General features: G+C 67.2%; 21 protein-coding genes. 10 read left to right on the forward strand and 11 right to left on the reverse strand.

The genetic code is table 11. The annotated features are described in order from the left end of the window. Positions 1-7: 7 nt before the first annotated feature. Together M2428_RS09905 and M2428_RS09910 are read left to right on the forward strand one after the other, a co-directional pair. Positions 8-250, forward strand: coding sequence for a DUF1508 domain-containing protein (locus M2428_RS09905; protein ID WP_277525783.1), 243 nt, complete (start codon positions 8-10; stop codon positions 248-250). A gap of 50 nt (positions 251-300) precedes the next feature. Next, the gene (locus M2428_RS09910) at positions 301-768 is read left to right on the forward strand and encodes an SRPBCC family protein (RefSeq protein ID WP_277525784.1); all 468 of its coding nucleotides are present in this window, start codon (positions 301-303) and stop codon (positions 766-768) included. A 67-nt stretch (positions 769-835) separates the two neighbouring features. On the opposite strand, the gene M2428_RS09915 is transcribed toward M2428_RS09910, so the two are convergent. Next, positions 836-1,876 carry a 2-oxoglutarate and iron-dependent oxygenase domain-containing protein gene (locus tag M2428_RS09915; protein WP_277525785.1) on the reverse strand — a complete coding sequence of 347 codons (1,041 nt, stop codon included), beginning with the start codon at positions 1,874-1,876 and terminating at the stop codon, positions 836-838. Between the two features lie 138 nt (positions 1,877-2,014). Here M2428_RS09915 and M2428_RS09920 point away from each other — a divergent pair, with 138 nt between their 5' ends. Next, entirely contained in the window at positions 2,015-3,151 is a 1,137-nt protein-coding gene (locus M2428_RS09920) for an alkaline phosphatase family protein (protein WP_277525786.1), read from the forward strand. 82 nt (positions 3,152-3,233) lie between these two features. Here the strand turns inward: M2428_RS09920 and M2428_RS09925 are convergent, their stop codons facing one another. Continuing rightward, a complete protein-coding gene (locus M2428_RS09925; RefSeq protein WP_277525787.1) occupies positions 3,234-3,953 on the reverse strand; it encodes an endonuclease/exonuclease/phosphatase family protein in 720 nt (239 codons plus the stop codon). A gap of 202 nt (positions 3,954-4,155) precedes the next feature. Here M2428_RS09925 and M2428_RS09930 point away from each other — a divergent pair, with 202 nt between their 5' ends. Beyond that, on the forward strand, positions 4,156-4,959 hold the full coding sequence (locus M2428_RS09930; RefSeq protein WP_277525788.1) for a thioesterase family protein: 804 nt from the start codon (positions 4,156-4,158) through the stop codon (positions 4,957-4,959). A gap of 32 nt (positions 4,960-4,991) precedes the next feature. Here M2428_RS09930 and M2428_RS09935 read toward each other — a convergent pair whose 3' ends face one another. Continuing rightward, positions 4,992-5,381 (reverse strand): DUF2177 family protein, encoded by a 390-nt coding sequence (locus M2428_RS09935; RefSeq protein WP_277525789.1) that lies wholly within the window; start codon positions 5,379-5,381, stop codon positions 4,992-4,994. A gap of 16 nt (positions 5,382-5,397) precedes the next feature. On the opposite strand from M2428_RS09935, the gene M2428_RS09940 reads away from it, so the two are divergent. After that, positions 5,398-6,144, forward strand: coding sequence for a lipoate--protein ligase family protein (locus M2428_RS09940; protein ID WP_277525790.1), 747 nt, complete (start codon positions 5,398-5,400; stop codon positions 6,142-6,144). A gap of 15 nt (positions 6,145-6,159) precedes the next feature. On the opposite strand, the gene M2428_RS09945 is transcribed toward M2428_RS09940, so the two are convergent. The 3 genes from M2428_RS09945 to M2428_RS09955 form a co-directional block, all read right to left on the reverse strand. After that, a complete protein-coding gene (locus tag M2428_RS09945) occupies positions 6,160-7,728 on the reverse strand; it encodes a carboxyl transferase domain-containing protein (protein WP_277525791.1) in 1,569 nt (522 codons plus the stop codon). Then, positions 7,722-8,993 (reverse strand): CoA transferase, encoded by a 1,272-nt coding sequence (locus M2428_RS09950; protein WP_277525792.1) that lies wholly within the window; start codon positions 8,991-8,993, stop codon positions 7,722-7,724. Before M2428_RS09950 ends, M2428_RS09945 begins: the two co-directional genes overlap by 7 nt. Before the next feature lie 106 nt (positions 8,994-9,099). After that, positions 9,100-10,512: an SLC13 family permease gene (locus M2428_RS09955; RefSeq protein WP_277525793.1), complete on the reverse strand. Its 1,413-nt coding sequence runs from the start codon at positions 10,510-10,512 to the stop codon at positions 9,100-9,102. Between the two features lie 124 nt (positions 10,513-10,636). Between M2428_RS09955 and M2428_RS09960 the strand changes: the two genes are divergently transcribed. Together M2428_RS09960 and M2428_RS09965 are read left to right on the forward strand one after the other, a co-directional pair. Then, the gene (locus M2428_RS09960) at positions 10,637-11,344 is read left to right on the forward strand and encodes a FadR/GntR family transcriptional regulator (RefSeq protein ID WP_277525794.1); all 708 of its coding nucleotides are present in this window, start codon (positions 10,637-10,639) and stop codon (positions 11,342-11,344) included. A gap of 6 nt (positions 11,345-11,350) precedes the next feature. Then, positions 11,351-12,676 carry a carboxylesterase family protein gene (locus M2428_RS09965; RefSeq protein ID WP_277525795.1) on the forward strand — a complete coding sequence of 442 codons (1,326 nt, stop codon included), beginning with the start codon at positions 11,351-11,353 and terminating at the stop codon, positions 12,674-12,676. Here M2428_RS09965 and M2428_RS09970 read toward each other — a convergent pair. Together M2428_RS09970 and M2428_RS09975 are read right to left on the reverse strand one after the other, a co-directional pair. Continuing rightward, positions 12,673-12,846 carry a hypothetical protein gene (locus tag M2428_RS09970; protein ID WP_277525796.1) on the reverse strand — a complete coding sequence of 58 codons (174 nt, stop codon included), beginning with the start codon at positions 12,844-12,846 and terminating at the stop codon, positions 12,673-12,675. The two genes, M2428_RS09965 and M2428_RS09970, sit on opposite strands and share 4 nt — an antisense overlap. A 337-nt stretch (positions 12,847-13,183) precedes the next feature. After that, a complete protein-coding gene (locus M2428_RS09975; protein ID WP_277525797.1) occupies positions 13,184-13,354 on the reverse strand; it encodes a hypothetical protein in 171 nt (56 codons plus the stop codon). Positions 13,355-13,540: 186 nt separating this feature from the next. Here M2428_RS09975 and M2428_RS09980 point away from each other — a divergent pair, with 186 nt between their 5' ends. From M2428_RS09980 to M2428_RS09990, 3 genes are all read left to right on the forward strand, one after another. Next, complete coding sequence (locus M2428_RS09980) at positions 13,541-13,702, forward strand: hypothetical protein (RefSeq protein WP_277525798.1); 162 nt, start codon at positions 13,541-13,543, stop codon at positions 13,700-13,702. A 207-nt stretch (positions 13,703-13,909) separates the two neighbouring features. Beyond that, positions 13,910-14,170, forward strand: coding sequence for a hypothetical protein (locus M2428_RS09985; RefSeq protein WP_277525799.1), 261 nt, complete (start codon positions 13,910-13,912; stop codon positions 14,168-14,170). A 23-nt stretch (positions 14,171-14,193) separates the two neighbouring features. Further along, the gene (locus tag M2428_RS09990; RefSeq protein ID WP_277525800.1) at positions 14,194-14,727 is read left to right on the forward strand and encodes a GNAT family N-acetyltransferase; all 534 of its coding nucleotides are present in this window, start codon (positions 14,194-14,196) and stop codon (positions 14,725-14,727) included. A gap of 18 nt (positions 14,728-14,745) precedes the next feature. Here M2428_RS09990 and M2428_RS09995 read toward each other — a convergent pair whose 3' ends face one another. Genes M2428_RS09995 through efeO form a run of 3 tightly spaced genes read right to left on the reverse strand, consistent with a single transcriptional unit; the run spans position 14,746 to position 17,710 of the window. Further along, positions 14,746-15,402: a hypothetical protein gene (locus M2428_RS09995; RefSeq protein ID WP_277525801.1), complete on the reverse strand. Its 657-nt coding sequence runs from the start codon at positions 15,400-15,402 to the stop codon at positions 14,746-14,748. After that, positions 15,399-16,790 carry an iron uptake transporter deferrochelatase/peroxidase subunit gene (gene efeB / locus M2428_RS10000; protein WP_277525802.1) on the reverse strand — a complete coding sequence of 464 codons (1,392 nt, stop codon included), beginning with the start codon at positions 16,788-16,790 and terminating at the stop codon, positions 15,399-15,401. Before efeB ends, M2428_RS09995 begins: the two co-directional genes overlap by 4 nt. Next, positions 16,787-17,710 carry an iron uptake system protein EfeO gene (efeO, locus tag M2428_RS10005; RefSeq protein ID WP_277525803.1) on the reverse strand — a complete coding sequence of 308 codons (924 nt, stop codon included), beginning with the start codon at positions 17,708-17,710 and terminating at the stop codon, positions 16,787-16,789. Before efeO ends, efeB begins: the two co-directional genes overlap by 4 nt. Positions 17,711-17,911: the final 201 nt, after the last annotated feature.

Here is a 17,911-nt window from a genome sequence, read left to right on the forward strand (position 1 = left end):
GAGCCTAGTGGCTGGCTCCGGCGGCGTCGACGCTGACGCCGCCGAAAGGGGAGCTCGCCGCAAGTATGAGGTCTACAAGGATAAATCCGGAGGATTCCGGTTCCGTGTCAAGGCCTCCAACGGCGAGGTGATCGCCTCCTCGCAGAGCTACAAGACCAAGGCGAGCGCCATGGGCGGCGTCGAGTCCGTTAAGAAGAATGCGGCCTCGCCGGTGGTCGATATGACGGAAGCTGCTGCCGAGACGGGATGAAACCGCAGGTCAGGTGTCCCGTTGGGCCGGCCACCGCCTAGGATTACGGCATGCCCACCTATGAAGTTACCCGCAGCGCAGTCATTCCCGCACCGGCCCAGGACATCTTTCCGTTGGTCAACAGCTTCCACGAATGGACCAAGTGGTCCCCCTGGGAGGCCGTAGATCCGGCCATGGAACGGAGCTACTCCGGCAGCGAATCCGGCGTCGGCGCCAAGTACGCCTGGAGGGGGAACCGCAAAGCCGGCTCCGGCACCATGGAGATTGTCGAGACCGCCGAGCCGCGCGACATCAAGATCCGCCTGGAGTTCACCAAGCCCTTCAAGGCGGTCAACCCCACCTCATTCACGTTCACGCCCTCAGGCAACGGCACCCAGGTCACCTGGACCATGACCGGGGAGAACAAGGGCATCGGCAAGGTCTTTGCGCTGTTCATGAATATGGACAAGATGGTCGGCGCGGAATTCGAAAAGGGTCTGGCCTCGCTCGCCGGCGCCGTCGCACAGCGACAAGCCTGAGAAGGGACTCCGCCGGACCGCCCGGTGACGGGCCCGCAATGCCGGTTGGTGCTGGTGATTGGGGCCGTCAGGGCTGCCCGGCGGTCCGAACGAGTTCGGGGTGATGAATCCGGGCGACTTCCGGGTGGGCCCGCAGCCAGCCCTTGAGTACGTTGGAGCCGTAGGACGCGAGCATTGGATTGTCCGGATCATCCGTGACTCCCCGGGACCGGGCCGCGAGCGCGGGCGGAAGCGGCACCGGCTCAATGACGGCGTCGAGCCGGGGCGAGAAGAAGAAGGGGATCGTGTAGCGGTCGACTCCGGGTGGGGGCGCCTCGACGCGGTGGATGGTGGCCGCCAGGTAGCCCTGGGTGGCGACTTCGAGCATTTCCCCGAGGTTGACCACCAGGGCCCCTGGAGTCGGCTGCACGGGAATCCAGCTGTCGCTGCCCGGCGGGAGCACCTGCAGGCCGCCGACCTGATCCTGGAGCAGCAAGGTGACGAAGCCGTAGTCCGCATGGGCGCCCACTCCCTGGGGTCCGGCGTCGGCGACGACGCCGCCGACGTAGTGGACGAGCTTGGCCATCCAGGCCGGTGATTCCCGGAACGGTTCGTCGAAGTAGTCTTCCGGCAGTTCGAGGGACACGGCAATGGCGCCCAGCAATTCTGCGCCGACGCGGGACATGCGGTCCGCCCAGGCCATGCACACGGTGCGCAGTTCGGGCAGCGCCCGGTCCGGCAGCAGGTTCGGTCCCTGGACCAGCCAGTACGGCTGATCCGGCGGGTAGTTCTCGACGGCGGGGCGCTCGGGCCCGAAGTCGAGCTGCTCGCGGGCGTCCGGCCGTCCCTGGGTGATTTCGTGGCCCAGCCGCGTGTAGCCGCGGAAGTGGGGCGAGAGCCTGTTGTCCAGTTCGAGTCTTGACTCCAGCGGGAGCTCGAAGAACCGCCGGGTGACCTCGAAGAGTTCGTCCACCTCGGCCGCAGAGGCTCCATAACCCGTCAACTGGAAGAAGCCCACCCGATGCGTGGCGTCGCGCAGGGCATCGATAAACGCCGGGTCAAACGTGCCGTCCTGCCCCCTGGCGGTACTCAGGTCCAGGAGCGGAATTGAATCCGATGGTGCGTCCATGAGTGCAAAGTACCACCGGCCACGCTCTCCCAGCCACAATTCAGGATCCTCGCGGGTTTTGTTGACCGCGGTGTGAAAGAGTGCAACTGCTGGAGCCGCCAATGCCACGCTGATCGGTCAATCAGAAAGCCGGAATCCATGAGCCGGAATGCCATGCAAAGTCATCGACGAATGGCCGTGCGGCTGCTTGTCGCAGCCGTCCTCGTGGTGTCGGCTGCGGCGTGCGAGCCGTCGCCGCCGGGCGGCGGCCCGGGTCCCAGTGTCGGGGGCACGGCTCCCACTGGCGGGGGCACAGCCACCGCTGGGGCGGCGACGAAGCCCGGGCACGTGTTCGTGATCAATCTCGAGAACAAGGGCTACAACAAGGTGTGGGGCGCGGGCTCTGAGGCCCCCTACCTGTCGCAGACGCTTCGCAGCCAGGGTGTCCTGCTTTCCGAGTACTACGGGATCGCCCACAATTCTAACCCGAACTACCTGGCCCAGATCTCCGGTCAGGCCTCCAACGCCATGACTCGCGACGACTGCCCCACCTACGCCGCGTTCCAGCTGACCGGGACCGACTCGCTGGGCCAGGCGGAGGGCACCGGCTGCGTCTATCCGGCCTCGGTCCCCACGGTAGCCGGGCAGCTCAGCGCCGCCGGCAAGACCTGGAAGGGCTATATGGAGGACATGGGCACGCCGTGCCGTCATCCTGAACTTGGCGGGAAGGACAGCAGCCAGGGAGCCAAGGTGGGCGACCAGTATGCAACGCGGCACAACCCGTTCGTGTACTTTCAGGCCATCACGTCGTCACCGGAGTGCCAGAGCAATGTGGTGGACTTTAGCGAACTCCGCGGCGACCTCCAGTCCGTGTCCACCACGCCGAATCTGTCCTACATCTCGCCCAATCTTTGCAATGACGGCCACGACGACCCCTGCGTCGATGGCAGCGCGGGCGGACTAACCGCGGCCGACAGTTGGCTGAGCCAGCAGGTCCCGGCAATCCTGGCATCGCCGGCCTTCCGGCAGGATGGGATGCTGGTCATCACCTTCGATGAGTCGGAGGGCAAGACGGTTGGGCCGTCAGGGCTGCTGCCCGGAGGGACGGCCGGCGGCAGGATTGGTGCACTGGTCCTCTCGCCGTTTACCGGGGGCGGCACGACGTCGGACCGGGCCTACAACCACTTCAGCCTCCTGGCGAGCGTCGAAGACGCGTTCTCCCTCCCGCGCCTCGGGTACGCCGGGGCGCCGGGTCTGAACAGCTTCGGCGGCGACGTCTTCAACGCGGGCTCCTAACGGCCGAACCGACCCGGCGAATCGACCGGGCCGAACCGACCGGGCGAACCGACCGGGCCGAACCGACCGGCAGGAGCGGCCGCTAGCTCGCTGCGGGGGCCGCGCCGTTGCCGTTGGAGTCCTGGCCGTATTCGGCCGAGATCAGGATGGGAAGGTGGTCCGAGGCGCCGCGGGGCAGCGTTTCCACGCTTTCGATCTCGAGTCCCTGCGAGGTGGCAAAGTCGAAGTGGCCCTTGAAGACTTTGTACCGGGTGTAGGTCCGGCGGTCACTCATTGTGAGGTCGTAGCCGGCGTCCTTCATCTGCGCCGTCAGGGACTTGGTGAAGAACGGATAGTTGAAGTCACCCACCATCAGCGACATCAGGCCACCGCCCATGCTGAGCAGCTCCGCATGGGCGGCATGAATCTGGTTCCGCCGCAGGGAGTTCGACGCCGTCAATGGCGCCGCGTGGAAGGAAGCGATGACGAGGCCGTGGTCGGTCTCGTTGTCGGTCACGCGCGTGCCGATGAGCCGCTCGTGTGCGGGGGCCAGGACCCGGTCGTGGAGGGACTTCTTCAAAGCAAACGTCTGCGTCTCGTAGGCGGTGAAGCGGTCCTTGCGGTAGTAGATCGCCAGGCCCAGCCGGTTGCCCCGTGTGGAGTCGGCAAGGTGGAGGTCCCCGATGGTGTCCGGCAGATCGTCCGTGTCGCACTCCTGGAGGCACAAAGCATCAATCTCGAAATCGCGGGCCAGATCCACCAGCTCGCCGCTGGCCGCGTGCTTGCGGAGGTTGTAGCTGATGACTCTAAGCAGGGGGAGCACCTCTTCGGTGGATAGTGGTTGAAACCTGACCCGAGTCTACCCAGTCAGAGCGGACCGAGGGGGAATAACCGCCGCGCGCGTCCGGATCAGAGCCTCAAAACACGGCGGCCGGTAAGGCCGCGGGCGGGGTGGTGTGGCAGGGTGCCGCCCGTCCGAAAGGATAGTGTGTTCTGGAATCACCAGCCACGCGAAAGGGCGGACGTTGACTGCTGCACAACCGGAACTTGCCGAGGGCGATTTCTACTATGAGACGTTGGGCGGCGGGCGGTTCCGCTCCACGATCCATGCCCAGGGTGCCTGGAACGAACACGAGCAGCACATGGCCCCGGCGTCCGGCATCATGGCCGACGCCCTGGCCAGGCATGAGCCCCGCGAGGACATGCGCATGGCGCGGCTCAGCTATGAAATCCTCGGGCTGATCCCGGGCGGTGAGTTCGAGGTGGTGACGTCCACCCTCCGCCCTGGCCGGACCATCGAGCTGGTGCAAGCTGAGCTCGTAGCCGGCGGCCGCACGGCCATCCGCGCCACGGCCTGGCGGATGATCACCTCGGACACGTCCGCCATCGCGGCCTTCGAGGATCCCCGGATCCCCGCGCCGGAGGACTGCGAACCGTACGACGCCGCACGCATTTGGCCCGGCGGCTACATCTCCTCACTGCATATGCGGATCGCCGAGGGCCACCGGGCGGGCTCGGGGACTGTCTGGCTCCGCACCGACTACCCGCTGACCGACCAGGGAGACAGCGGCGATCTCGCCCGGCTGATCGGCCTGGTGGACACGGCCAATGGAATCGCCGCCCGGGTCCCGCCGGGCAAGGGCAGCTATGCCTTCCCCAACCTGGACCTGCAGATCCACATGTACCGGCAGCCGGAGGGCGAGTGGCTGGGGCTGGACAACGAGGTCTCGTTCGGCACGGACGGGATCGGGCTGACCTCCACGGTGCTGCATGACCTCACGGGCCCGTTCGGCCGCGCAGAGCAGATCCTCACGCTGCGCAGATCCTGACGCTGCGCAAGTCCTAGGCGGCGCGGAAGTCCCTAGTTGGTGTGGAAGACGAGCCAGCCGGCCAGCGTGGCCAGTGCCGTCAGGGCTGCGCCCCAGAGGATGTCGACAACAACCAGCTGCCAGGGCCACGTCTTGAGTGTGGCGGCATTGGTGAGGTCGTACGTGGCGTACGCAAACGCGCCCAGGGCGGCACCGTAGCCGGCGGCGCTGAGCCAGCTGCCGCCGTCGAGCGTTGGCCGCAGGGCAAAGAACACGATCCCGGCAATGTAGATCACGTAGAACACCACCGCGTACCCTAGATTGGGCTTGTCGGCCATCAGGTCACCAATCTGGCGGCGGTAGAACGGGTTCATCGTCTTGAGCCAGATGGCGTCGATGATGGCGAACGCGGCGGCTACGACGAGGAATTGCAGAATGACCATAAGGGAGCATAACAACATGCCGCAGGCGCCAGCCGGGCCCCGGACCCTGACGGTGGTGCGGCAGCAGGAGTCACTCGGTGCCGCCGCCGACCTCGACTTCGCGCTGGGGCTCCTCCAGAAGATCAAATCCGGTTCGGTGGGCCCCACCCTGCGGCTTTACCGGCCGGTTCCCACGGTCGCTTTCGGGCAGCGCGACACCCACCTGCCCGGGTTCGAGGCAGCCGCCGCGGCCTGCAGGCAGTTCGGCTTCGAGCCCCTGGTCCGGAAGGCCGGGGGCCGGGCGGCGGCGTACCACCAGCGGACGCTCGTCATCGATCACCTGGAGCCCGATACGGACGCGATTGCCGGGGCCAAGGGACGGTTTTCGCGCTTTGGCGAACTGCTCGCCCGGGCGCTGCGCGACGCCGGCGTGGATGCCGGCGTCGGTGAGATTCCGGGGGAGTATTGCCCCGGCGAGTTCAGCGTGCACGGCAGCGACCCGGAATTCCCGGAGCGCCGGATCAAGCTTGTCGGCACCGCCCAGCGGGTGGTCGCCGGCGGCTGGCTCTTCAGCTCCGTGATCGTGGTGGCGGACTCCGCCCCGATCCGCGCGGTCCTGGAGGCCAGTTACGCCGCCCTCGGCCTCGAGTGGGATCCGGCGACGGCGGGCGCGGCCGACGACCTCGTGCCGGGCCTGGACGTCGACGCTGTTGAGGCTGCGGTGATCGCCGCCTACGGACGCTACGCCCCGCTCAACGACGCGGAGTTCCCGAGCCTGCTCTGACTCCAGGGACGGCCCCTAACCGGACGGCGTTCCGCCAGTGGCGGCGAGGATGCTGCCCAGGTTGCGGTATTTTGCCAGGCGCCGGGGGAGCAGTTCGTCGACCCCGGTGCTGGCGAGAGTGGCGAGTTCGTATTCGATGGCCCGGGCCAGGCGCCGGCAGAAGGCCTGGGCCTCCTCGGCCGCATCGGGGCGTTCGTCCACGATGTGGTCCACGAGTCCGTTGGCGTGCAGGGATGCGACGTTGACGCCTTGGGCCTCGGACATGGCCGGGGCGAAATCAGTGCTCCGGTGGACGATGGCGCTGGCGCCTTCGGGCGGGAGCGGGGACAGCCAGGCGTGCTGGGCCGCGATGGTGCGGTCCGCGGGCAGCAGGGCCAGTGCCCCGCCGCCGGCCCCCTGTCCGAGCAGCACGGACACTGTGGGCGCGTTGAGCCCGATGAGGTCGTGCAGGGAGCGGGCGATCTCGCCGGCCAGGCCGCCCTCCTCGGCCTCTCGGGACAGGGCGGCGCCGGCGGTGTCGATGGTGGTGAGCAGCGGGAGCCCGAGTTCCTCTGCGAGGCGCATGCCGCGCCGGGCCTCCCGAAGGGACGCGGGCCCCATCGCCGACTGTCCCAATGCCGGCTGTCCCATGCCCGTCGGCCGCGTCGGCCTGGGCCGGGTGTGGCCGATGACCACGCAGGATTGCTGGCCGAAACGGGCCAGGGCCAGTTGAAGGCCGGGGTCCTTTTCACCCTGTCCGGTGCCGTTGAGCGGGAGCACGTCCCGGGCGCCGTGCGCCAGCAACTGGCGCACATCCGGCCGTCGGGGATCGCGGGAGATGCCGATCGATTCCCAGGCGCCGGCGCCGGACGGCTTCACGGACAGCGTCGCGGGTGCGGCGATAGGGGCGTGGGGTCCGGTGACCAGGATGCTCAAGGCACGGTCGACGACGTCGGACAGTTGCCAGGGCGGGACCACCGCGTCAATCAGCCCTTTGTCGAAGAGGTTCTCGGCGGTCTGGACATTCTCCGGGAACGGGGTGCCGTGGAGGGCCTCGTAGACCCGGGGTCCGAGGAAGCCGAGCAGGGCTCCGGGCTCGGCGGCGGTGATGTGGCCGAGGGATCCCCACGAGGCCATCACCCCTCCAGTGGTGGGGTGGCGCAGGTAGACCAGATAGGGCAGCCCGGCCTTCCGGTGGGTGCGGACGGCGGCGCTGATCTTGACCATGGACAGGAACGCGATGGTTCCTTCCTGCATTCGGGTGCCACCCGAGGCAGGTCCGGCGAGGAGCGGAAGTCCTTCGCTGGTGGCGCGTTCGACGGCGTTGACGATCCGTTCCGCCGCGGCCTGGCCGATGGAGCCGGCGAGGAACCGGAACTCGCTGATGATGACGGCAACCCGGCGGCCGCGGATGAGGCCTTCGCCGGTGAGGACTGATTCGTCCACGCCGCTCTTGGCCCGGGCGGCGGCCAGTTCCTGCCGGTACTCGGGGCGGGGATCAGGGTCCGTGACGGGCGCATCCCAGCTCCGGTAGGACCCGGGATCGAGCACCGCGGCGATGAGTTCGGTGGCGCCCAGGTGCCGGATCTTCTGCTGGGTCAGCATGCCCGGTCACCGTCCTGTGCCGGGCCGGATTCTGTTGCCGGGCCGGATTCTGTGGCCATGCCGTTGGCCGTTGTCACCCCGAGCCAGCGGCGGATTTGGTCCCCGTCCTGGTCCAGCAGCGGCGGCGCAGTGTGGGCCTTCAGCGTGGTTTCTGCGGTGTCGGCGGCGCTGAAGAACCGTAGCGGCGGGCCCGGCAGGCTCACGGTACCGAGGATTTTGTGGTCGACGTCGATCACGAGACCCTGCGAGTGGACCTGTTCCCATTCGTAGACTTCGTCCAGGGTTCTGACCTTGCCGGCCGGGATGCCGGCGTCGTTGAGTTTGGTGAGCAGTGGCTCCGCCTCGAAATCGGAGAACACCCGCTCCACTTCCTCGATGACTTTCTCGCGGTTGCGCACGCGGTCCGCGTTGGTGGCGAACTCCGGCCGCGCGGCGTCGATCCCGAACGTCGAAGCGAACGTGGCCCAGAGCTTCTCGCTTCCCACGCTGATCTGCACCCTGCCCTGCCGGCAGTGGAACAGGCCATAGGGGGCAATCGAGGGGTGGTGGTTGCCCTGGGCCTTCGGGGTTTCCCCCGCAACCGTGGCCCTGGTGCCCTGGAAGGCGTGGACCCCGATCAGCGCAGCGAGCAATGACGTGCGGACGATCTGGCCCTGGCCTGTGCGCTCACGTTGCAGCAGCGCCGCGAGGGTGCCGAACGCCCCGTACATGCCGGAGAGGAGGTCGGCGATGGGGACCCCGACGCGCTGCGGATCGTCCGGCCCGGACCCGGTCAGGGACATCAGCCCGGCCTCGCCCTGGAGGATCTGGTCGTACCCGCTGCGCCGGGATTCCGGGCCGTCGTGTCCGAACCCGGTGATGGAGAGGACCACCAGCGCCGGATTCAGGGCATGCATCTCCGCAGCCGAGAACCCGAGCCGGTCCAGGACGCCGGGGCGGAAGTTCTCGATGACCACATCGGCGCGCTCCAGCAGCTCATGCAGCACTGCCCGCCCGTCCTCGCTCTTCAAGTCCAGGGCAATGGATTCCTTGTTGCGGTTGCAGGACAGGAAGTACGTGGCCTGCGGATCATCCTCCGGGCCCACGAACGGCGGGCCCCAGCCGCGGGTGTCGTCTCCGGTGCCGGGGTTCTCCACCTTGATCACCCGCGCGCCGAGGTCAGCCAGCATCATCCCGGCATGCGGGCCGGCCAGGGCACGGCTCAGGTCCACCACGAGATAGCCGGTCAGGGGGCCTTCGGCGTCGGGCATGGGTTCGGTGCTCATTGGCGTGTTCCTTCTCTGGTCGGTCTTTGCGGTGCGCGCGGGCGTGTGCGGTGTGCCTGCGCGGTTGGTTGATGTGCCGGCTACATCCAGCGGTCACATCCAGCGGTCACATCCAGCCCGGCACCACCATGACCAGCCAGGCGATGGCCGGCCCGACGGCGACGACGATGCCGCTGTAGGCCAGGATCTGCTTGTAGAACCTGTCCTTGTCCACGTCCTCTGGCGCGTTGGCCAGGACCAGGGCGCCGTTGGTGGAGAACGGGGACACATCCACGATCGTGGAGGCCACGGCCAGGGCCGCGATCACGCCGACGGCGCCGACCTCGCCGGTGGCCAGGAACGGGACCGCCAGTGGGATGAGGGCCGCGAGGATGGCGGTGGAGGAGGCGAAGGCCGAGACGATGGCGCCGATGTAGCAGATCAGCAGGGCGGCGAGCAGGGGCATGCCAAGTTCCGCCACCCCGCCGGACACGAAGGCGATGGTGCCGGCTTCTTCGAGGACGCCCACGAACGTGAGCATGCCGCAGATGAGCAGGACGGTGGACCAGCTGATCTTGTTCACGGCACCCTTCTGCGCTGCGGGGGACACGAGGGCGAGGACGATTGCGATGGTGATCGAAACGAAGCCGACGTCCACCTTGAATCCGAGCGAGATGACGGCCAGGGCGATCAGGCCCAGGATGGTGATGAGCTGGGGCATGGAAGCACGGGCGCCGCTGGCCGGAGGTGCGCCTGCCCCGGCGGGACCGGCCGCCGGGGATGCACCGGAACCGCCTGAGGTGCCCTTGGCCGAGACTCCGGCGGCGGAGATGTCGGAGCCGGAGCCCTGCAGTGTGACGCCGGCCGCTCGTGCACCCACGCTGACGGACATGCGCTTTTCGGCGGCCTGTTCCACGAATCGCCCGCCAGGGGTGGACAGCAGTTTGCCGCCGCCGAGGACGACAAACAGCACCAGCGCGATGGCCAGGTTGAAGAGGAAACTCGCCAGGAAGATTGCCATCGGGTTGGCATCCAGCTCCGTCTTGGCAATGATGCTGTTGACGGTGACGCCATAGACGGCGATGGGGGAGAAACCGCCGGCCTGCGCGCCGTGGACCACCATCATGCCCATCATGAGCGGATTGATTTTGTGCTTGGCGGCGAAGCTCAGGGCGATCGGCGCGATGATGGCCACGGCGGCCGGGGAGAGGGCGCCGACGGCGGTAATCACCGCGGTGATGGCGAACATGACCCACGGGATCAGGGCAACCTTGCTCCCGACCAACCGAACCGCGCCCCGGACCAGCAGGTCGATGGTGCCGTTATTCTGCGCGATGGCGAACAGGTAGGTGACCCCGACGATGGTCAGGAACAGACCGCCGGGAAAGTTGGCCAGGATGTCGTTGGTGGACATTCCCAGCACCACGGAGCCCAGCAGGAAGGCACCTACAAAGGCCAAGGCACCCATGTTGAGCGGCAGCACCGTGGCCAGAAGGAACATCAACGCCAGGATGATGATGGACAGTACAGGAGCGGACATCGTTGTTCCTCCGGATCGAAGTGATTTACTGACTGGCTTAGTGGCCTAGCCTCCTAGACTCTAGGTGTCTTTGTCAATAGTTCTCCGGTAGTCTTAGGGGTCAGGACAGGATGGAAGGACGCGCATGGCAAAGCAGGCGGCAACGCATCAGATTTCCCGCGTTTCGCGGCCCCGGCTCTACGAACAGCTGGTGGAGCAGATCATGGACTTCATCGAGTCCGCCGAGCTGGGTCCCGGCGACACGCTGCCGGCTGAACGGGAACTTGCCGAGCGGCTGGGGGTTTCCCGGGCAACCCTGGCGCAGGCCCTGGTGGCCCTCGAAGTGCTTGGCGTGATCGACGTCCAGCACGGCACCGGAGCGGTGCTGGTCTACCGGCCCAACGTTCCGTCCGTAATCAAGGGCCTCCGCGAGCACCGCAGCCGGCTGCCCGAGATCGTTGAAGCGCGGAGCACGCTGGAGGTCAAGCTGGCCGAACTGGCCGCGGCCCGGCGCACCGAGCAGGACATGGACGCCATCGATCACGCCCTCGAAGCCATGGCTGCGGAAGTCGCCTCGGGAGAACGGGGTGCGCGGGGCGACGAGCTGTTCCACCAGGCCGTAACCGCCGCGGCCCACTCGGCAGTCTTGGCCCAGTTGATGACCTTCATAGCCGGAATGGTCCTGGAAACGCGCCTCGAATCCCTCGGACAGCCCGGCCGGCCGGAGCAGTCGCTCGCCTCCCACCGCAAGATCGCTGACGCGATCAGGTCCCGGGATTCGGCGGCCGCCGCAGCGGCGATGCTCGAGCACATTGAACTCGTCTCCGACGTTGCCCTGCTGAAGAACAGCTAAGCCGGTATGACTGTGAACCTTTCCTTCGATCCGCCGTGTGGCCCGGTCAGAGGATGGCGCGACGGCGCCGTCGTGCGCGCCACCGGCATTCCCTACGCCACCGCGGAGCGGTTTCAGCCGCCCGCGCCGGCCACCGACTGGTCCGAGACGCTCGAGGCGACGTCCCTGTCGCCGGCGTGCCCGCAGGCCCCGGTGCCCTTCCTGGACGACGTGCTCGGCACCCGCTACGGCGAACTGCCCGGCAGCGAGGATTGCCAGCGGCTGTCCATCACCCTGCCTGCCGATCTCGACGACGCTGAGCGGCTGCCGGTGATGGTGTGGCTGCACGGCGGGTCCTACACCTCCGGCTCGGGGGATCTGGCGATCTTCGACCCGGCAGCGCTGGTTGCCGAAACCCGGGTGATCGTCGTCTCGGTGACCTACCGGCTGGGCCTCTTCGGCTATTTGTCCACCAGCATCGGCCGGCCCGCCAATCTGGGCCTGCTGGACCAGATCGAGGCGTTCCAGTGGGTGCAGCGCAACATCGCATCGTTCGGCGGTGATCCGGGCAGGGTCACCGCGTTCGGGCAGTCCGCAGGAGGCGACGCCGTCGCGCACCTCATGGCGACGCCGGGCGCAGCGTCGCTCTTCCAGCGGGCCATCATTCAAAGTGCCCCGCTGGGTATTACCCGGGGCCGGGAAAAGATGAACGCCGCAATGGGTGTCGCCGCGGAAGCGGTCACCGCCGGCACTCCGGCGATGGACGTCGTCGCCTTCGAAGACGATGTTGCGCGGGCGGCGCGGAAGTTCGGGCTGATGGCTGCCATGCCATTCGGGATCCAGTACGGGCATGCACCCCTGCCCGAGGAATCCGCGCTTGACGGGGCCTGGAATGCGGCTGCCCCAGGGATCGACATCCTGATCGGCCACACCGCGGAGGAGGCCCGGCTGTTTCTGCCGCGAAGCCCACACCTGGGCCGCTTGGCGAGGATTCCCGTGGTGGGCAGCGCGGTGCTCAAGGCAGTCACGTGGGTGGTCACGGAAATGGTGTACGGCAAAGCGGCCAGGCAGTTTGCCAGGCGGCATGTGCGTGCGGGCGGGCGGGCCCACCGCTACGTGCTGTCCTGGCGCGCACCGGGGAATCTCTACGGCGCCGCGCATACGGTCGACCTGCCTCTGCTGTTCGGCCACCAACGGACCTGGGAGGGTGCCGGACTGCTGGCGGGCGCCACCTGGGAGGAGATCAATGCGCACGGCCGGGCGATGCGGGCATTGTGGGCACGGTTCGCCTACGGGGAAGGCTTGGGGACACGGGGAGAGATTCCCGGCTCGCTCCGGTACCGCTCGGTCTAGAACAGCTGGGCAGCGATCACCCAGAGGAGCACCACGACGCCGAGGGCGATCATCGGGCGGTTCCAGGTTGTGGTGACGGTGGTTGGGGTTACTGGGCCGTCGGAGGTGCGGAGGCCGGAGGCGCGGGCGTCCTGCCACGCCTGGGCGATCTCGTCACGGTCGGTGGTCACGGCGGGCTGTTGGTGGCTGAACCGTTCATTGCTCGGCAGGAGGCTGTACGGCCGCCTCTTCAGGTCGCTGACGACAGGATGAGTGCAATCTATCGCAGGGGCTGTCCGACTCGATGGTCAAGGGTGAAACCCGGGTACTCGGGAAAGTCGCCAACACGATCGGCCGTGAACCCAAGGGCCTCGTAGAAGCCGATGGCTGACGGACTTGCCTGCCAGTCCAGAATCATTGGCTGTGGCCGGGCCCGCGACCAGTCGAAGATAAAGTTCATGAGAGCCTTGCCGGTGCCGCCCAGGCGTGTGTCAGGATCGACAAAGAGGTCGTGGACGCGCCCAGAAATTAGTGCGGAAGCTCTGCTGCCTCGGCGGCCAGGGCCTCTGCGCGAAGCTGCGCGATCCGCAACTTCAGGTACGTGTTCAGCCGGAACACGGTTCGTGCCAGAACGAAAAACGCTGCCACGGGAAAAGCCCAGTAAAGGGCCGCAACGAGCAAGCCAAGATCCAATTTCAAACCCCCAGTATCGATGCCGCGTTTACGACTTAGCGCAGCATAGATGCTCCAGCGGGCATTGACGTAGTCAATTTCGGCTGGGGAGATCCTGCCGCGGCACGGGAGCGTCTACTCGGTGAGTTCGGCTAGCACTTCGGCCGCGTCCGTATTTCCAGCGGATGCCAGGCGCCGCAGCTCTTCGAAATCTTGCTTCTCAGCTGCGAGTTCAACGAGCTGATCCTCAGCGTCTTTACTGCCGCCGTCGGCAAGGCGCCGCAGCTCGTCGAAGTCTTCCCGCTCCGCGGCAAGCTCGATGAGTTCCCCTATAGCGTCGTTGTCACCGTGAGCGGCCCGTTCCCGGAGAGCTGAAAGTTCAGGATCTGACATCGCGAGGACCTTCCAAGAAAGAATTCTGCTGGACTCTTCGGGGCCGCGGGTCCATGCGGCTCTGCGCGGCCGGGAAAGAGGCAAATAGGGTGTCAGTGAAGGGTACCGCGCTGAAGGAATCGGCCCTACTGTGATGTCTGCCAGATGTTCTACGGGCTAGCTTCATTGTGGAGCTGCTGAGGGGGTGTCGTGGAGGAAGCGCCTCAGCTGCGCCGGCGTCCGGCGTGGCCCTGGGTATGGGCCATTGTGCTGGTGATCGCCGTCGACGCCTTGCTGATCGGCTTTCGGGCTGGCGAGTGCATCGATTACACGGCGGAGTCGGGCGCCGTCAGCACCTGCACGAGCGGCCCGGTCCTTGGCCCGGCAGGCACGTGGTTCCTTGCCGCAATCAGCGTCGTCGTCATCCTCTACCTTTCCCGCCGTCTCGTGCGCGCCGCGCGGCACCGCTGAGCTGGGTTGATAGATTCGCGATCATGACCACTCCGGATATCCGCGTCAGGGCAGCGACCGAAGACGACGCCGCCCGGCTGGCCGAGGTCCATATTGCGGCCTGGCGGGCCGCTTACCGCGGAGTCATGACCGATGAGTATCTTGACGGTCTCGACATCGGCCGGGCAGCGTCTGCGTGGCGCCGGAACATCCTGGAGCCCGGGGAAGGAACTATTCACCTCGTGGTCCAGAGCGGCCATGAGGTTGTGGGTTTCGCCATCCTCGGTCCTGCTGCCGGCGACTCGGACCCGGAAACCGGCCAGCTCCACGCGATCAATGTGCATCCGGACTGCTGGGCGCGGGGCGCGGGTTCCATCCTGTTTGCGGCCGCAGAACAAAAGCTCGTCGAACTCGGCTACCGGCGGGCATTTCTCTGGGTGGAGAAAAGCAACAATCGGGCCATTAGCTTTTACACCAACCGCCGCTGGCTCGACGACGGCGGGACCCTGGAAGACACCAGATTCGATCCGCCTGTGGCCGAGAACCGCCACAGCCGGATCTTCCCGCCCTTACGGTAGCCGAAGGACTCACCGGCCTCATACGCCCGTCCAGCGCCGCAGCGTGCTGTTGAGCAATCCGACCAGCACGGACGTCCACCAGCAGGTTTGCGAGATGCACAAAGCCGCGAGCAGGCGGGCCCGCAGCCCGGCTGCCATTGCTGTGAACAAGGTTGCCGGCGGCAGCAGGTGCAGTTGCTTCATGGTTTGCGTCAGGACCAGCCCGTTGAGCATGAGGACCAGGATGCTCGCGAGTTTGATCTGAGTCGGAGGGCTGGACAGTTCGGGGTGCAGCAGCGCCCCGGAAATGAGCAGGATGGCCAGCCCACCCCAGATCAGCGGTTGCGCGGCGGAATCGAGCCGATGGGTGTCGTGGACGTCGCGGCGGCCCAGGAGCCACAGCAGACCCACCCAGTCCAGCACCAGGATGGCTCCGAAGGACAGCACGAGGGCCAGGATGTGGGCCGCGAGGGCGGTCCGGTGGATCGCCGGCCCGGGGTCGAGGAACCCGCCGATCAGCACGGACGCCAGCCACGCCGCCGAGCACCCCAATCCCAGCAGCACGAGTTTCAGGGTTGGCTTGCCGGTGGGCCTGCCGGGCCCGCTGATGCTGGGTCCCGGATGTTCGGTGCCGTTGGGTTGACCCGGTCCCTCCCTTGCGGGCGGAAGTCCGGCATCGGTGACGGCCGCCGTCATGCGAAGAGCCCTTCGCCGATGAAGCCCCCCGCCTTGGTTCCCGGGGGAACCGCGAACAGGCCCGAGCCGGTGTGTTTAAGGTATTCCAGGGCCAGCGTGTCTTCCTTCGCCATGGCCAGCTGCATGGGCACGTAGTGCGTCCTGGGGTCTGTAACGAAGGCGATGAAGAACAGTCCGGCGTCGAGATGGCCCAGACCATCCGATCCGTCGGTGTAGTTGTAGCCGCGCCGGAGCATCTTGACGCCGTCGTTCCGGCTCGAGTGCGCTAGCCGCACGTGGGCATCCAGCGGAATCAGTGGTTCACCGCCGTGCCCCGTGGTGTCGAAGTCGGGGTCGGTGAATTCCTCGCCGCCCGAGAGCGGGGATCCGGTGCCCTTGGTGCGGCCGATCAGGCCTTCCTGTTCGCGCAGTGAGGTCCGGTCCCAGATTTCGATGTGCATCCGGATCCGGCGCGCCACGAGGTACGTGCCGCCGGCCATCCAGGCTTCGTCCGGGCGGGTTCCCGGGCCGGCCCACACGTGCTCGTCCAGCAGGGCGGTGTCCTCGGCTTTGAGGTTGCTGGTTCCGTCCTTGAAACCGAAGAGGTTCCGCGGGGTGGTCTGGGCCCGTGAGGTGGAGGAGGTCCGGCCGAACCCCAGTTGTGACCAGCGAACGCGCGTCTGGCCGAATCCGATCCGGGACAGGTTCCGGATGGCATGGACCGCCACTTGGGGGTCGTCGGCGCAGGCCTGCACCACGATGTCGCCGCCGGTGCGTCCGGGCTGGAGATCATCGCCGGGGAAGTGTGGCAGGTCGATCAGGGCGTCGGGGCGGCGTCCATCCAGGCCAAAGCGGGCCTTTCCGTCTCTTTCGAACAGGCCCGCGCCGAACCCGAAGGTGAGGGTGAGCTTCCCGGCCCCAAGGTCCAGGGTCTCGCCTGTGTCCTCCGGAGGCGCGTCGTAGGGACCGTCGACGGCGCCGCTGCTGCCCGTGCCCCGTCCCGCGGTCATCGCCGCGGAAGCTGCAGTCCAGTCCTTCAGGAGCCGGATGAGCTCTGCGCGGTCCTCCGTGACGATGTCGAACGCTGCAATGTGAAGGCGGTCCTGGGCGGGCGTGACGATGCCGGCCTGGCGGTCACCGTGGAAGGGGATGATGTCGCCGGGCGGCGCCAGCGGAGCAGTCGCAGCCTCGACGGCGTCGTGGCTGAGGAAACCCGCCGCCAGCCCGGCGACGGCGCCGGCGCCGCCGGCGCCTGCGAGGGACAAGAGTCCGCGGCGGGACATCCCGCGGCGGGGGAGACTACTTTCCCCCGAGGCGGCCTCTGCCGGCGGTCCTGCAGCGGCCGCGGGCTCCGGGGTGCCGGCGTCGGGCCTCTGGCCGGTGCTGCCGCCAAAGGGGCAACCGCTCATAGGACTACTGCCGACGTGAGCTTGGCCAGCGGCTCGCCCAGGGCGTCAACCAGAGAGGCGAGCTGCTGGACCTGGGCTTGGCTGAGCTGGTTGTAGTAGGCGAAGCCTTCGCCCTTGGAGTGCTGCTTGAGCCCGGCCTGCAGGGCCGCGAACTTGGCCTCGAGTGCCTCGGCCAGCGCCGGGTCCTTCCGCTGCAGCACAGGCTTCAGGCTTTCGAACCCGATCCGGGCCCCGTCCACGTTGGCCTGGAAGTCCCAGAGATCGGTGTGCGACCAGATTTCTTCCTCTCCGGTGACTTTGCCGGTGGCTACTTCGTCCAGGAGTTCCTTGGCGCCGTTGCCGATCTTGTCCGCGGAGAGTTCCACGGTGCGGGTCCGCTGGGCCAGGTCCTCGGTGTCGGCAACGAGCTGCCTGGCCAGATCGGCGCGCTCCGCCACGGTGAGGGGAGTGTAGCCGGAGGGCGGGAACAGGTCCTTTTCGGCCCGGTGCCAGCCTGTCCATTCCTGACCGGGTTCAAGGTCGGCCTCGCGGGCATCGAGCTTGGGGTCAAGGTCCCCGAAGGACTCGGCCACCGGCTCAATCCGTTCCCAGTGCATGCGGGTGGCGGCATAGAGCCCGCGGGCCTTCGCCGCGTCTCCGGCGGCGTAGGCCTCCGCAAACGCCTTCGTGCCGTTCACCAGCTGGGTGGTCTGATCTTTTACGTACGCGGAGTACTGCCTTGTGCCGGTGTCCAGGAGCTTCTGGAGCCCGGCGTCGACGGCCTGCGTGCTGGTCACCGGGTTCGATCCCTCGGCTGCGGCCGGGGTCTTTGAGCTGTCCATGCAGCCGGCCAAAGCCAGCGGGACGGCGGTTGCCACCGCAACCAGGGCAAGCATCTTCCGGACCCGTGGGGCGTTTTTGGGCAAGGGGATACTGGGCATGGGTGTTTCCTTTGGTCGGTTGGGGTGGAACGACTGGCGGTTGAGGTGCTGAAGGGTGCGGGGCCACTGGCGTACGGTTCCCCCCAGCGACGACGCTGGGGAAACCCGAACTTAGGGGCGCCTAAGTAAGGAGGATACCCACTCCGGACGATTACGCAAACCTTTCGTGCCGTAATTTGGTTTAGGTAAGCCTTATCTAAT

Source organism: Arthrobacter sp. ES3-54, from assembly GCF_029504395.1.
In the GTDB taxonomy this organism is placed as follows: Bacteria; Actinomycetota; Actinomycetes; order Actinomycetales; family Micrococcaceae; genus Arthrobacter.

Coding starts and splice junctions, on each gene's coding strand:
- M2428_RS09910 (WP_277525784.1), top strand. CDS start 301: ATGCCCACCTATGAAGTTACCCGCAGCGCAGTCATTCCCGCACCGGCC.
- M2428_RS09915 (WP_277525785.1), bottom strand. CDS start 1,876: ATGGACGCACCATCGGATTCAATTCCGCTCCTGGACCTGAGTACCGCC.
- M2428_RS09920 (WP_277525786.1), top strand. CDS start 2,015: ATGAGCCGGAATGCCATGCAAAGTCATCGACGAATGGCCGTGCGGCTG.
- M2428_RS09935 (WP_277525789.1), bottom strand. CDS start 5,381: ATGGTCATTCTGCAATTCCTCGTCGTAGCCGCCGCGTTCGCCATCATC.
- M2428_RS09940 (WP_277525790.1), top strand. CDS start 5,398: ATGCCGCAGGCGCCAGCCGGGCCCCGGACCCTGACGGTGGTGCGGCAG.
- M2428_RS09945 (WP_277525791.1), bottom strand. CDS start 7,728: ATGCTGACCCAGCAGAAGATCCGGCACCTGGGCGCCACCGAACTCATC.
- M2428_RS09950 (WP_277525792.1), bottom strand. CDS start 8,993: ATGAGCACCGAACCCATGCCCGACGCCGAAGGCCCCCTGACCGGCTAT.
- M2428_RS09955 (WP_277525793.1), bottom strand. CDS start 10,512: ATGTCCGCTCCTGTACTGTCCATCATCATCCTGGCGTTGATGTTCCTT.
- M2428_RS09960 (WP_277525794.1), top strand. CDS start 10,637: ATGGCAAAGCAGGCGGCAACGCATCAGATTTCCCGCGTTTCGCGGCCC.
- M2428_RS09965 (WP_277525795.1), top strand. CDS start 11,351: ATGACTGTGAACCTTTCCTTCGATCCGCCGTGTGGCCCGGTCAGAGGA.
- M2428_RS09990 (WP_277525800.1), top strand. CDS start 14,194: ATGACCACTCCGGATATCCGCGTCAGGGCAGCGACCGAAGACGACGCC.
- M2428_RS09995 (WP_277525801.1), bottom strand. CDS start 15,402: ATGACGGCGGCCGTCACCGATGCCGGACTTCCGCCCGCAAGGGAGGGA.
- efeB (WP_277525802.1), bottom strand. CDS start 16,790: ATGAGCGGTTGCCCCTTTGGCGGCAGCACCGGCCAGAGGCCCGACGCC.
- efeO (WP_277525803.1), bottom strand. CDS start 17,710: ATGCCCAGTATCCCCTTGCCCAAAAACGCCCCACGGGTCCGGAAGATG.